General features: G+C 68.9%; 7 protein-coding genes. 4 read left to right on the top strand and 3 right to left on the bottom strand.

Going from position 1 to position 13,658, the window contains the following annotated elements; all coding sequences use genetic code 11:
• Positions 1 to 262: 262 nt before the first annotated feature.
• Together ACXAHD_RS27355 and ACXAHD_RS27350 are read left to right on the top strand one after the other, a co-directional pair.
• Positions 263 to 6,847 carry an LAGLIDADG family homing endonuclease gene (locus ACXAHD_RS27355; RefSeq protein ID WP_475054160.1) on the top strand — a complete coding sequence of 2,195 codons (6,585 nt, stop codon included), beginning with the start codon at positions 263 to 265 and terminating at the stop codon, positions 6,845 to 6,847.
• Positions 6,848 to 6,941: 94 nt separating this feature from the next.
• Complete coding sequence (locus ACXAHD_RS27350; RefSeq protein ID WP_475054158.1) at positions 6,942 to 7,880, top strand: DUF2332 domain-containing protein; 939 nt, start codon at positions 6,942 to 6,944, stop codon at positions 7,878 to 7,880.
• Positions 7,881 to 7,904: 24 nt separating this feature from the next.
• Here the strand turns inward: ACXAHD_RS27350 and ACXAHD_RS27345 are convergent, their stop codons facing one another.
• Positions 7,905 to 8,819 carry an alpha/beta fold hydrolase gene (locus ACXAHD_RS27345; protein ID WP_475054156.1) on the bottom strand — a complete coding sequence of 305 codons (915 nt, stop codon included), beginning with the start codon at positions 8,817 to 8,819 and terminating at the stop codon, positions 7,905 to 7,907.
• A 96-nt stretch (positions 8,820 to 8,915) separates the two neighbouring features.
• Here ACXAHD_RS27345 and ACXAHD_RS27340 point away from each other — a divergent pair, with 96 nt between their 5' ends.
• Complete coding sequence (locus tag ACXAHD_RS27340) at positions 8,916 to 9,434, top strand: CGNR zinc finger domain-containing protein (protein WP_281554035.1); 519 nt, start codon at positions 8,916 to 8,918, stop codon at positions 9,432 to 9,434.
• Between the two features lie 28 nt (positions 9,435 to 9,462).
• On the opposite strand, the gene ACXAHD_RS27335 is transcribed toward ACXAHD_RS27340, so the two are convergent.
• Together ACXAHD_RS27335 and ACXAHD_RS27330 are read right to left on the bottom strand one after the other, a co-directional pair.
• Positions 9,463 to 10,692: an MFS transporter gene (locus ACXAHD_RS27335; RefSeq protein ID WP_281554036.1), complete on the bottom strand. Its 1,230-nt coding sequence runs from the start codon at positions 10,690 to 10,692 to the stop codon at positions 9,463 to 9,465.
• 731 nt (positions 10,693 to 11,423) lie between these two features.
• Positions 11,424 to 12,275 (bottom strand): NAD(P)H-binding protein, encoded by an 852-nt coding sequence (locus ACXAHD_RS27330; RefSeq protein ID WP_289212511.1) that lies wholly within the window; start codon positions 12,273 to 12,275, stop codon positions 11,424 to 11,426.
• Between the two features lie 181 nt (positions 12,276 to 12,456).
• On the opposite strand from ACXAHD_RS27330, the gene ACXAHD_RS27325 reads away from it, so the two are divergent.
• On the top strand, positions 12,457 to 13,302 hold the full coding sequence (locus ACXAHD_RS27325) for an MmyB family transcriptional regulator (protein WP_289212512.1): 846 nt from the start codon (positions 12,457 to 12,459) through the stop codon (positions 13,300 to 13,302).
• The last annotated feature ends 356 nt before the right edge of the window (positions 13,303 to 13,658 follow it).

The following is a 13,658-nucleotide window of genomic DNA, read 5'->3' as shown; positions in this document are numbered from 1 at the left end:
CACGCTAGGACGAAAGACGGGTGTTGCGTCGGCTACGTGATGGCTGTGAGCCCCCCCACACCCGTTGCGCACCCACCAACCCGGGCCCGGGCCCGGCTGACCGGCCCCGCGGCAAACCCGGAACAGCAAGGCGTACGGCCGACCGCAGGTCCCGGCGGGGCGGGTACGGCCGAGAAAAAAAGCTGAACGGCAAGACGGAAACGACCGCGTGGCACGACGCTGCGCGAGAGCCTGAGGGGGCGATCAGATGGCGGGGGAAGGTGTGACCGCGAAGACAGGCGGTAGCGGTAGCGGCGGCACGGCGAAGGCCAACGGCGCGGCGGGTTCGGCCAACGGTGCGGCCAAGGCCAACGGCAAGGCCGGATCGGCCGCGGGCTCCAACGCGCGGGTACGGGCCAAGGCCGGCGCGGGTGGCCTGACCGTCGAGCGGGTGTGGACCAGCGAGGGTGTGCACCCGTACGACGAGGTGACCTGGCAGCGCCGCGACGTGGTGATGACCAACTGGCGCGACGGCACGGTCAACTTCGAGCAGCGCGGCGTGGAGTTCCCGGAGTCGTGGAGCGTCAACGCGGCCAACATCGTCACCACCAAGTACTTCCGTGGGGCGGTGGGGACCCCGCAGCGGGAATGGTCGCTCAAGCAGCTGATCGACCGGGTGGTGAAGACCTACCGGGCGGCGGGGGAGCAGCACGGCTACTTCGCCACCCCGGGCGACGCCGAGATCTTCGAGCACGAGCTGACCTGGATGCTGCTGCACCAGGTGTTCAGCTTCAACTCGCCGGTCTGGTTCAACGTCGGCACCGCCTCCCCACAGCAGGTATCAGCGTGCCAGCCGTACCACTCGCTCGTGAGCACGCCGGCCGGCCTCGTCCCGATCGGCAAGCTGGTCGAGGAGGACGCCGTCGGAGCCAAGGTCTACGACGCACACGGGCTGACCCGAATTCTCGCGGTCCAGGCCAACGGCATCAAGGACGTATTGCGCCTGCACACCAAAGCCGGCTACACCCTGGACGTAACCGCGGACCACCTGGTCTGGAAAGCGACCGGCGAGGGCACCGGTCGGTTCGTCGAAGCCGGCACCTTGGTCGCTGGCGACACTCTCGAATGGCACCGGCGGGGTAGCGACGGCGAGGCGGAGTTCCACCCCGGCGACGTCCACGAGGCCGCGCTGGCCGGTTGGCTGCAGTCAGACGGCTTTGTCGGCCAGTACGATCAGGGCACCAACCGGTCGCTGACAATCGAGGCGATGACCGTCAACGACGACGAACTCAGCTGGGTCGTCGCCGCGATCGACCAGGTCTTCCCTGGCGCGCACCGCCATGAACGCCGCGTCGTCACCCAGGACGTCACCCTCGACTGCCGGCGGACCCGGTTGTACGGGGAGAATCTGCGCCCGTTCATCGACAAGTGGGGCCTGCTTGCCCGGGGCACCGAGATGGAGGTGCCGGCAACGCTGTTCACCGCGCCGCTGCCGGTCGTCGCCGCTTATTTGAAGAGCATCTTCCAGGCAGAGGGCTATGTCTCGGAGCGTGAGGCGTCCACCTTGGTCGGCCTGGACATGATCGGCGAGCGGTTGATTCGCGGGCTGCAGCGGCTGCTGCTGCGCTTCGGGATCTTCGCCCGGGTCGGTTTCAAGGCCGACCCGCGACCGAACCGGCACGGCACCTGGTCGTTGCGCATCCAGAACCACGGCGACCGGGACACCTTCGCCGCAGAAATCGGGTTCGTCGACGCCCGCAAGTCCGGCAAGCTGGAGGAGAGCTTTGCCAAGGTGGGCCGGTCCGCCAAGGCGACGAAACGCCTCGTCATCGACCGGGTCGAACCGCTCGGGGCGATGGAGGTCTACGACATCCAGACCGAGTCGGGGGAGTACCTCTCCGACAACCTGCGAGTGCACAACTGCTTCATCCTCGCCGTCGACGACTCGATGGATTCCATCCTCGATTGGTACAAAGAGGAAGGGCTGATTTTCAAGGGCGGCTCCGGGTCCGGGGTGAACCTGTCCCGGATCCGCTCCTCCAAGGAGCTGCTGTCCAGCGGTGGCACCGCCTCCGGCCCGGTTAGCTTCATGCGTGGCGCCGACGCCTCGGCCGGCACCATCAAGTCCGGCGGCGCCACCCGCCGGGCCGCCAAGATGGTCATCCTCGACGTGGACCACCCCGACATCGAGGAGTTCGTGCAGACCAAGGCCCGCGAGGAGGACAAGATCCGGGCGCTGCGCGACGCCGGGTTCGACATGGACCTCGGCGGTGCCGATATCGTCAGCGTCCAGTACCAGAACGCCAACAACTCGGTCCGGGTCTCCGACGAGTTCATGCGGGCGTACGAGGACGGGGGCAACTTCGACCTGCGGGCCCGGCTCGACGGCTCGGTGATCGACACCGTCGACGCCAAGAAGCTGTTCGGCACCATCGCACAGGCCGCCTGGGAATGCGCCGACCCCGGTCTGCAGTACGACGACACGATCAACGACTGGCACACCTGCCCGGAGAGCGGACGCATCACCGCGTCCAACCCCTGCTTCACCGGCGACACCCTGGTCCACACCGACAAGGGCCTGATCCGGTTCGACGCACTCATCGACCGGAGCCGGCAGGGCGAATCGTTCGGTGTCTACACCCACGACGCCACCAACCCGGACGCCCCCGCCGACCAGGTCGTGCTGACCAGCCCCGAAGCGGTCATGATCACCGGGACGAACGAGATCACCCGGCTCGAGTTCAGCAACGGCATGGTGCTGCGCTGCACCCCGAACCACCGGATCTGGACCACCAACCGGGGGTACGTCGAGGCCAAGGACCTCACCCCGGACGACCAGATCCTGCCGCTCAACCAGCCCACCCCGGCGACCGCCGCGTCCTGGGAGTTCCGCATGCGCGCGGACAGCAGGGTGTCACCCGGCGACGTCGTGCCGACCAAGTGGCAACGGGAGTCCCGACTGCCGGAGAAGTGGACCGAGGACTTCGCCCACCTGCTCGGCTGGCTGGTCGGCGACGGCTCAGTCCGGGAAGGCACCCCGGGCGTACGCGGTGACAACCCCGGTGCTAGCTGGGTCTACAGCCAGTCCGACCCGGAGGCCATTGTCCAGCGGCACCAGACGGTGCTGGAAAGCATCGTCGGCCTGCGATTCGACCCGGTCCAGATGCCCAACGGCACCGTGCAGCTGCGCAGCAACCGTACTGCCGTCGTCGACTTCCTGACCGGGCTCGGCGTGAGCACTGCCCGCGCCGTGGACAAGCGACTGCCGTCGTCGGTGCTGGAGGCGCCGCCCGAGATCCAGGCGGCGTTCCTGCGCGGGCTGTTCGACGCGGACGGCTGCGCCGCCGAGACCGCCAACGGCACCCGTTACGTCGGGCTCGGCGCGGTCTCGATCGAACTGCTCCGCGAGGCACAGCGTCTGCTGAGTGGGTTCGGCATCGGCAGCCGGATCTACGCCACCCGCAAGGCCGGTGACACCACCTTCCGGTACACCACGAACGGTGGCGACGAGCGCGAGTACCACGGTAAGCAGCTCTACGACCTGCGGATCAGTGGGGAGAACATCCGCCTGTTCGCCAGCCGGATCGGGTTCGACCACCAGGCCAAGGCGCAGCGGGTGGCCCGTTGGCTCGAACAGCACCGGTTCTACCGGACGGATCAGACGGCGAAGTTGGTCAGCCGCGAGTTCGACGGCTTTGAGACCACCTACAATCTGTCCGAACCGCGCAACCACTCGTACATCGCCAACGGCGTGGTCGTCCGGAACTGCTCGGAATACCTGCACCTTGACAATTCGTCGTGCAATCTTGCGTCGCTGAATCTGATGAAATTCCTGCGGGCCGACGGCGGCTTCGAGGTGGAGAAGTTCGTCCGCTCCGTCGAGTTCGTCATCACCGCGATGGACATCTCTATCTGCTTCGCCGACTTCCCGACGCAGAAGATCGGCGAGACCACCCGGGCGTACCGGCAGCTCGGCATCGGCTACGCCAACCTCGGTGCCCTGCTGATGGCCTCCGGTCTGCCGTACGACTCGGAAGCCGGCCGGTCCTACGCCGCCGCCATCACCTCGGTGATGACCAGTACGGCGTACCGCCGTTCGGCGGAACTGGCCGGCGTGGTCGGCGCCTACGACGGCTACGCCCGCAACGCCGAGGGCCACAAGCGGGTGATGCGCAAGCACGCCGCTGCCAGCGATGAGATCCGCCCGACCGGCCCGACCGCCACCGCCCTGGCCCGGGAAGCCGCCCGGCAATGGGAGATCGGCAACAGGATCGGCGAAAAAAACGGCTGGCGCAATTCCCAGGCAAGTGTACTCGCGCCCACTGGTTGCCTCACCGCGGACACAATGGTGACCACCGACCGCGGGCTGGTGCGACTCGGTGAGATCGGCGACGTCTACGGCGACCGCTGGCAGGACCTCGACATGATGGTGTCGACCGACGAGGGCGCCCGCCAGGCGACGAAGTTCTTCGTCAACGGTGAGGAGCCCACTCGCCGGGTGGTCACCAACGGCGGCTACCAGATCCAGGGCACCCTGGCCCACCGGGTCAAGGTGGTGGAACCGGCGACCGGCGAATGGGTCTGGAAGCGGATGGCCGAGGTTGCCCCCGGCGACCTGGTACCGGTGCAGCTCGGCACCCTGGTCGGCGAGCCACGTCGGGTGCCGCTGCCGGTGCTCGACCAGGCGTACTACGCCGGCGACCGGCGACTGTACGTGCCGGACGCGGTCGACGCCGAGCTGGCCGAACTGGTCGGCTACTTCATGGGTGACGGCAGCCTGCACGCCAAGGGGCTGCGGTTCGCCGTAGCCGACACCGACCTCGACGTTGTGGAACGGTTGCGGGTGCTCGGCAAGGGCCTGTTCGGGCTGGAAGCGGAGGTCGCGGCGCGCACCGGCTACCAGGAGGTCGTCTTCTCCTCGGTGCGGCTGGCCCGCTGGTGGCAGGCAGCCGGGTTCGCCAAGACGCTGCCGCACCCGGAACACACCGGCAAGGGCTGGTCGCCCCGGGTGCCGTCGGCGATCCTGGAGACCAACGACGTCACCGTCTACATCGCGTTCCTGCGCGGCCTGTTCGAGGCCGACGGGACGGTGATCGAGGGAGTGCCGTCCGTGTCGACGTCCACCGAGTCGTTCGCCGCGGAGATCCGTACCCTGCTGCTGACCCTCGGGATGGCGACCACCACCCGGCGGACCCGCAGCGGCATGGGCAGCGACATCTGGCAGGTGCGGCTGCGCAATACCGACCACGCGATCCGGTACGAGGAGACGATCGGCTTCATCGGCGCCCGCAAGGCGGAGCAGATCGTCGCCGCGCCGCAGCAGACCGGCAACCGGGACCGAATCCACCTGCCGCGTGAGCTGTGGGATCTGCTGGTGCCGGCCGGACACCCGATGCGCGGTGCGGTTGTGCAGTCGCTGGCGAAGACCGGCGGCGTGTCGCGGACGCTGGCCGGCGAGATCTACGGCGAGGTGCTGGACGACCGCCTCGGGCACGCGCTCGGCTACCTCTACGAGACAGTGGCGGCGAACGAGGACGGTGGCGTGCAGCCGACGTACGACCTGTCGGTGCCGGCCAACGTCACCTACGTCGCCGGCGGGTTCGTCAGTCACAACACCATCGGTCTGATGATGGACTGCGACACCACCGGGGTGGAGCCCGATCTGGCGCTGGTCAAATTCAAGAAACTGGTCGGCGGTGGCTCGATGCAGATCGTCAACCAGACGGTGCCGCGCGCGCTGCGCAGCCTCGGCTACCCGGAGGAGCAGGTCGAGGCGATCGTCGAGCACATCGCCGACCACGGTCACGTGGTCGACGCGCCGAGCCTGCGCACCGAGCACTACCCGGTGTTCGACTGCGCGATGGGGGAGCGGTCGATCGCGCCGATGGGGCACGTGCGGATGATGGCGGCGGTGCAGCCGTTCATCTCCGGGGCGATCTCCAAGACGGTCAACATGCCGGAGGCGGCGACCGTCGCCGACGTCGAGCGGATCTACTTCGAGGGCTGGAAGCTGGGCCTGAAGGCGCTGGCGATCTACCGGGACAACTGCAAGGTGGGCCAGCCGCTGTCGGCGGCCAAGTCGGACAAGGCCAAGGAGACCGCCGCCGCCGAGCAGGCCAAGGTGATCGAGAAGGTCGTCGAGAAGGTCGTCGAGTACCGCCCGGTGCGTAAGCGGCTGCCGAAGAAGCGTCCGTCGGAGACGGTGTCGTTCTCGGTCGGCGGTGCCGAGGGCTACCTGACCGCCTCGTCGTACCCGGACGACGGCCTCGGCGAGGTCTTCCTCAAGATGTCGAAGCAGGGTTCGACGCTGGCCGGGGTGATGGACGCCTTCTCGGTGGCGATCTCAATCGGCCTGCAGTACGGCGTACCGCTGGAGACGTTCGTGGCGAAGTTCACCAACATGCGCTTCGAGCCGGCCGGCATGACCGACGACCCGGACGTGCGGATGGCCGCGTCGGTGATGGACTACATCTTCCGTCGCCTGGCGTTGGACTTCCTGCCATACGACCGCCGGGCCGAGCTGGGCATCTTCACCGCCGCCGAGCGGACCGCGCAGATGCGGGCCGAGGCGGAGGCGGAGAACGCGGCGTCGGAGCTGTCGGAGATGGCGGTGTCCGCGCCGGTCGAGCCGAAGCATCCGGAGGCGTCGGCGCCGTCGTCGGCCGACTCCGGCAGCGGTACGGCGACCGCGCCGGCCGCCGCGAGCACGCCGGCCCCGTCGTCGGTGCACTCGTCGACGGAGCTGCTGGAGGCGGTGATCGGCAAGGCTGCCGACGCGCCGCTCTGCTTCACCTGCGGCACGAAGATGCGCCCGGCCGGCAGCTGCTACGTCTGTGAGGGCTGCGGTTCCACCTCCGGCTGCAGCTGATCGAACACGCGTCACGGGGAGCCGGATGTGATCCGGCTCCCCGTTCGCGGTCGGGCTGATGACGGCACCGCCCGGGCAGGGTGATCATCTAGCGATGACCACCGCTGAGGTGTACGCCGACTTCGCCCGCCGGCAGGCGTCCGGGGTGTCGCCCAGCTACGAACGGCTGGCGTACGCGGTCGCCCGCGACGACGATCTCTTGGCGCTGCTCGACTCGTTGCCGCCGCCGACCCGGCAGCCGAATCTGCTGTTCGGGGTGGTCCGGCTGCTCGGCGGGCCGGTCGACGACCCGGCCGCGTTCCACGACATCACCATGGCGCACTGGCCGGAGGTCGAGGCGCAGATGCGTCGCCGCCTCACCCAGACCAACGAGGCCGGGCGGTGTGCCGTACTGCTGCCGGTGCTGGCGGCGTTGCCGCAGCCGCTGGCGCTTCTCGAAGTCGGCGCGTCGGCGGGCCTGTGTCTCTACCCGGACCGGTACGCCTACCGCTACGACGGCGGCCCGACCGTGGGGCAGGGCGAGCCGTTGCTCGACTGCGCGACGACCGGCTTGACGCCGCCGCGTACCCGGCCGGAGGTGGTGTGGCGGGCCGGGCTGGACCTGACTCCGCTGGACGTCACCGACGCCGACGACGTCGCCTGGCTGGACGCGTTGATCTGGCCGGAGCAGGAGCATCGGCGGGCCCGGCTGGCGGCTGCGGCGGGCGTCGCGGCGACCGATCCGCCGCTGCTGGTCCGGGGTGATCTGGTCGACGACCTGCCGGCGTTGGCCGCGTCGGCACCGCCGGACGCGACGCTGGTGGTGTTCCACACCGCCGTGCTCTACCACGTGCCGGCTCCGCGCCGGTCGGTCTTCGTCGACCTGGTACACGGCCTGCCCGGCCACTGGGTGGCGAACGAGGGGCCGGACATCCTGCGCCACGGCGCGCTGCCGCCGCCACCGGACGACACCCTGCACAACGTGCTCGCCCTGGACGGCCGGCCACTGGCCTGGACCCGACCGCATGGCCAGGGGATTGTCTGGTTCGGCTGATCGCCGACCCGGGCGGCGGCCGTTTCACAGGTGGGCGGCTCGCGCGTCGCGGGTTGTCGCCGGCCGGGTTGTCGGCAGCGCGTGGGACAGGAAGTCCCGGATGTGGCCGACCACGGTGTCCAGGTGGCTTTCCAGCAGGAAGTGACCGCCGCCGGGCACCAGGTGGATCTCGGCGTCCGGAAGGTCCCGCGCGAAGGCACGCGCCCCGTCCGGCCCGAAGATCAGATCCTCGGCCCCCCAAACGGCCAGTAGCGGCACCTGACTGCGCCGAAAGTACGCGTGCAGCTTCGGGTACAGCGGAGGGTTGGTGGCGTAGTCGCGGAAAAGCGCCAGCTGTGCCAGGTCGTTGCCGGGGCGGCTGATGTCGCGGTGGTCGTACGTCCAGGTGTCGGGGTCGACAAGGTCGGGGCGGTCCACGCCGTGCAGGTACTGCCAGCGGATGGCGTCCAGACCGAGGGCGGTGCGCACCGCCGGCTCCGTGTCCGGTCCCGGATCGTCGGCGTACGCCCACACGGGTGTCCAGAAGTCGGGGACGAAGCCGTCGTCGTACCCGTTGCCGTTCTGGCTGATGACCGCGGTGATCATCTCGGGGGCGCTGAGGGCGAGTCGCCATCCGATCGGAGCGCCGTAGTCCTGCACGTAGATGGCGCAGCGGGTGACACCGAGCTCGGCCAGGAACGCTTCGGTGACGTCGGTGAGCGCGTCGAACGTGTACGGGAACGTGTCGGCGGGCGGGGCGTCGGAGTGGCCGAAGCCGATGTGGTCGGGGGCGATGACGTGGAACCGGTCGGCGAGTCGCGGGATCAGCCGGCGGAACATACGTGAGCTGGTGGGGTACCCGTGCAGGAGCAGCAGCGTCGGCGCGTCGTGGGGGCCGGCCTGTCGGTAGAAGACGCGGTGCCCTCGCACGGTGGCGTACCGGTGATGAACTTCGACCATCTCTAACCCTCTCGGAACTTCGTGGTGGTTATCTGGATTCAAGTGGACCCGATCTGCGATAACCTGTCAAGCGCGGCGAGAGGGTTAGTGGCGAGGGTGGGTGAGGTCACCGTGATCGACGAGCAGGCGCTGATCGAGGCGCTGAACAGCACACCCGTGGTGGACGGCCGGCCACAGGACCGGTGGGCCGACGACACCGCACTGCGGCAGTGGGCACACCGGCACGGAGGCTCCGGCGACCCGGCAACGACCACCTGGCTGCGGACCGCCAGAGACGCGCTGCAGACCGCCACCCGCGGTGCCGTGCCCGAAGCGGACCTGCGGCGGATCCTCGCCGGCGTCCAGCAGCTGCCCGAGGTCGACGCGTCGGGCCTGCGCTGGCGCCTGTGTGGGCCCCCCGACCGGATGCTCGCCGTGCAGCTGGTGCTCGCCTGGTTCGACGTACAGGCCCGGCTACCCGGCCGACTGCGGCCCTGCGACAACACCGAGTGCCGCCTGTTCCACCTGGACCGCAGCCGTGCCAACACCGCCCGCTGGTGCTCGATGAAGACCTGCGGCAACCGGCTGAAGGCGCGCCGACACCAACAACGCGCCCGCCGGGAGCCGGCACCCTGAACAGGGCAGCACGGTCCACCGCACGAACTCAGGATCCGGTTCGTTCGCCCATCGTTTCCAGCCTGGGGGCGCACCTGATCTGGCGGCTCGTCGTCGATGCCACCGCGACGACGGCCAGCCACGCCGCCAGGGCGGCGAAGGTCGGCACCGCGCCCAGGGTCTCCAGCGCTATGCCGCCGAGGAGGGCACCCACGGGGCGGGCACCCCAGCCGATCATTCGGGAGGCGCCGTTGACCCGGCCCTGGAGGCGGTCGGGGGTCAGGGCGTACCGGTAGGCGGCGGTGGTGGTGTTGAAGATCGGGCCCATCAGTGCGCCGACCGTGTAGACCGCCCCCAGCGTGAACACGGTCGGGGCCAGGGCCAACGCCGCCATCTGCGCGACCCACCACCAGAGCGCGCCGATCAGGACCACGTTCGGGGAGACGAGGCGTTGTACCGGCGGGGCCACCAGGGCACCGGCGATCGCGCCCACGCCGAAGAGCCCGAGCAGCACACCAACGGCGGTCGGGGACGCGCCGAGGTCAGTGGCGCGCACGATGACGGCCAGGCTGAGGGCGCTGAAGGCCAGGTTGCCAGCCGACGCGATCGCCACGAGGGCGCGCAGGAGATGCTGACGCCACAGCCAGCGGACACCCTCGGCGATCTCTGCCAGCAGGGGGCGACGCTGCGCCACCCGCTTCTCCTCCAGGTCCCGCCGAACCGGGGCGACCAGGGCGACGCCCACCACGTACGACACGGCGTCGGCGGCGAACGGCACCGCGTGGCCCAGCCCGAACAGCAGGCCGCCCAACGGGTGGCCGGCCAGGTCGGCACCCTGGTCGCGGGCCTGGTTCTGGGCGATCGCCGTCGGTAGTTGGGGTTTGGGTACCACGTGTGGCAGGGCGGCGGTCTCGGCGAGCAGGAAGAAGACGTACAGCGTGCCCTCGACGAAGGCCACGACCATGAGGTGACCGATCGTGACCCGTCCGAGCGCGACGGCCACCGCGACCGATGCCAGGGCCACCGCCCGGCCGGCGTCGGCGACGAGCATGATCCGTTTGCGGGGCCAGCGGTCGACCAGGGCACCCGCCGGCAGGAACCAGATCAGGAACGGGGCCGCCTGCGCGGCCGCCACCAGCCCGGCCTGCGCCGGTGAGCCGGTGACGGCCAGCACGAGCAGCGGGTACGCGAGGCCGCTGATCCGGGTGCCGAGCGTCGATACGACCTGGCCGGTCCACAGTAGGAGGAAGTCACGGTTTCGCCAGAGGGAGACCGGCACCGGACCAGTCTGGCAACCGGCCGAGGTTGGGCACAACCAAGATCATTTGATGTTCTGCTGGGATCGTGTCGGCGTGTCGGCCGGCTTTTCATCAAGTGATCATGGCTGGCCGGGCTGGTGCAGCCAGACCCGCAGGGCGCCGATCGGGGCGAAGCCGTGTGCTCGGGCGCGGGCGAGGTCGTCGCCCTGCTCGTAGCCGACCAGCGGCAGCCCCGGGGAAGTGGAGGGCTGCCTCGGTGATGGCGGTCGCCCGGATATCGGACTGTTCGCCGCTGTCAGCGGCGAACAGGTTGGACAGACCGACGACGTCGCCGTCACAGGTCAGGACGAAGCCGCCGGCGCGCCTGCCGGAACTATCAGACGCCCCAGTCCCGCCGGAGCACCGCCGCCTGTCCGCAGAACCGACCTGACCGCCCGTCGCGCTGGCCGGGCAAGCGCTACGCGCACACGGTTGCTCCGGTGCCGGTGCCAGCCGATCGCAAAGATCAGATGACGTAAATTCGGGTGACATGCCGAGGAACTCCCGCATTCTCGTCAGCTGATCTTGTGGCTGCGTCGGCTCCCTGGTGATGAGTATTCGTGTCCGTACCCCCGTCATACCTGCGACGGGCCACGACGAGCGGAGCGATGACCTGATAGGTGTGGAGACGCGGCTGACGTTCCTGCGGGCCTGGTGGCGTCGGGAAGAATGCTGAGTGGTGTCCGGGAGCCCGGTCGCACTGGGTCTTGCATCAGCGCAATGCGTCTGCGCTGCGTTCGCACCACTCGCGGAACGTCCCTGGCGCCCGGCCCGTGAGGTTCCGCACATCGTCGGTCACGTAGGCGGCGCGACCCTTACGGAACACCGTGTTCAGATATTCCAATGCCTGCGCCTGCTCGGCGGGCACACCCTTGGCGATCTGCGCCCGGGCAAACTCGCGAGGAGTGACTTCCTGGAAGTCGATCATCTGACCGGTCACCGCGGCGATTGTCGCCACCTGCTCACGAGAAGTCAGTGCTTCTGGCCCGGTCAGGGTGTAGCCCTTGCCGACGTGCCCGTCTTCGGTGAGCACGATGGCGGCGCAGCGGGCCACGTCCTCGGGGTCGATGACCGCCAGACGGCCCTCTCCGGTGGGGTCGACGACCTTGCCAGCGCGGATGCCGTCCAGCCACCACAGGGCATTGGATGCGAAGCCGTTGGGGCGCAGGTAGGTGACGCCCAGCCCGGACTCGCGCATGAGGTCCTCGCGCGCCGCGAGGGCTCCACCGATGACGGGATTGTCGCTGATCGGCATCAGCCGTGCACCGACCGAGGACAGCAGGACAATCCTGGTGTTGCCGGCGTTGCGCACGGCATCGATCATGACCTTGGTCTGGTCGGTTCCGCTGCCCACCTGCATGAGGAAGACGGCGTCCACGCCCTTGACGGCGTTGGCCACGTCGTCGGGGTCGCCGAGATCGCCGACGGCGCGCTCGATCTCGGCCGGCAGGTCGGCCGCCCGGGCAGGGTTGCGCACCAGGACTCGGACCGGGTGACCCTGTTCGTGCAGCTGCCGTGCAAGCAAGTTGCCGACGTTGCCTGTCGCTCCGGTGATGAGGTACATGTGTGTTCCTTCCGTAGTGATAATTACCAGGGCAGTTCGCCGTACCGATCGGCGAAGGTGCTGCTGGGGCCGCCGGGTGTGCCAGGAATCGACCTTGGCACCGGTTCCGGGCGGCAGCCTGGCCCACTTCGGGCCACCCACGCATCGATCGAAGGCCGGGAAGAAGGCCGACAATGGGGTGATGCACGACGCACCCAACTTCGCGGCGGTGCTGCGCTCCTGGCGCACCCGCCTGCAGCCGGCAGACGTGGGCCTGCCCTTCAGGTCAGGCACGCGCAGGACGGCGGGATTGCGCCGCGAAGAGGTCGCCTGGCTCGCTGGCATCTCACCGGACTACATCAAACGCCTCGAACAGGGCCGCGCGCATCCCAGCGTCGCTATCGTGCGCTCGCTCGCACGAACGCTGCGCCTGTCCGACGCTGAGTATGAACTGGCCTGCCGCCTGGCGGGGCACGCGCCCCAACCGGGCGGACTGGTGCCCCGGCACATCGGCCCCAGCGTGCAGCGCGTGCTCGACCGTCTCGCCGACACCCCGATCGCCGTCTTCGACGCGGCCTGGACCCTCATCCAGCACAACGATGTGTGGGCCGCGCTGACCGGCGACGACTGGCACGACCGCGATCTCCGGTCGGCGAACATCGTGTGGCGAACCTTCCACGACGACACGGGGCGCGTGCGGCATCCGGATCCGCAGGCGCACAAGGCGTCACTCGTGGCCGACCTGCGCGACGTGGCGACGCGCTACCCTGCCGACCGCGAACTGAAGGACATGATCGGCACGCTGCGGACATCGAGCCCTGAATTCGCGCGACTGTGGGAAGGCTCCGCCGTCGCGCACCACAGGAGCGAACGAAAGACCGTCGACAATCCGCACGTCGGCGAAGTCGAACTCGACTGCGATGTGCTGTCGGCGCACGGCGCCGACCTGCGCATCGTCGTCTACACAGCGGCACCTGGCAGCGAAGCGGCAGACAAGCTGCGACTGTTGACCGTCCTCGGCACCGAGATCATGACCCGTCGCCACTGATGTGCTCCCACTACAGGACATCTGGCGTGGCACCCGACACCACCGTGCTGATCGACGGATTCTGGACCAGCCTATACAGAGGGAAGCCGACTCAAGATCAGATGACGTAGAACCGTACGAAACGCCGGTGCAGGCCAGTATTTACGTCATCTGCTCTTGAACTTCGGTTAGGTGTGCGGCCACGGTGTCTCTACCGCTGGATCGGTTGGCGGGTTGGGACACGTCCGGTCGCACGGCCCCGGCGTTGTTCCGGCTTGAGTCGTTCTGTCCGTGTTGGAAATCGGACGTCGGCTGAGTTGCGGGACGAGCGCGACTCCTGATGATCTTGCGGGTGACTAGCCTCGAAGTTCATCGCT

Source organism: Micromonospora sp. ABR4_055 (genome assembly GCF_056160425.1).
This window is presented reverse-complemented; position numbering and strand designations above follow the sequence as displayed.

Excerpts from the sequence above, each read along its gene's own strand:
- ACXAHD_RS27350 (WP_475054158.1), top strand. The coding sequence starts at position 6,942 with ATGACCACCGCTGAGGTGTACGCCGACTTCGCCCGCCGGCAGGCGTCC.
- ACXAHD_RS27345 (WP_475054156.1), bottom strand. The coding sequence starts at position 8,819 with ATGGTCGAAGTTCATCACCGGTACGCCACCGTGCGAGGGCACCGCGTC.
- ACXAHD_RS27330 (WP_289212511.1), bottom strand. The coding sequence starts at position 12,275 with ATGTACCTCATCACCGGAGCGACAGGCAACGTCGGCAACTTGCTTGCA.
- ACXAHD_RS27325 (WP_289212512.1), top strand. The coding sequence starts at position 12,457 with ATGCACGACGCACCCAACTTCGCGGCGGTGCTGCGCTCCTGGCGCACC.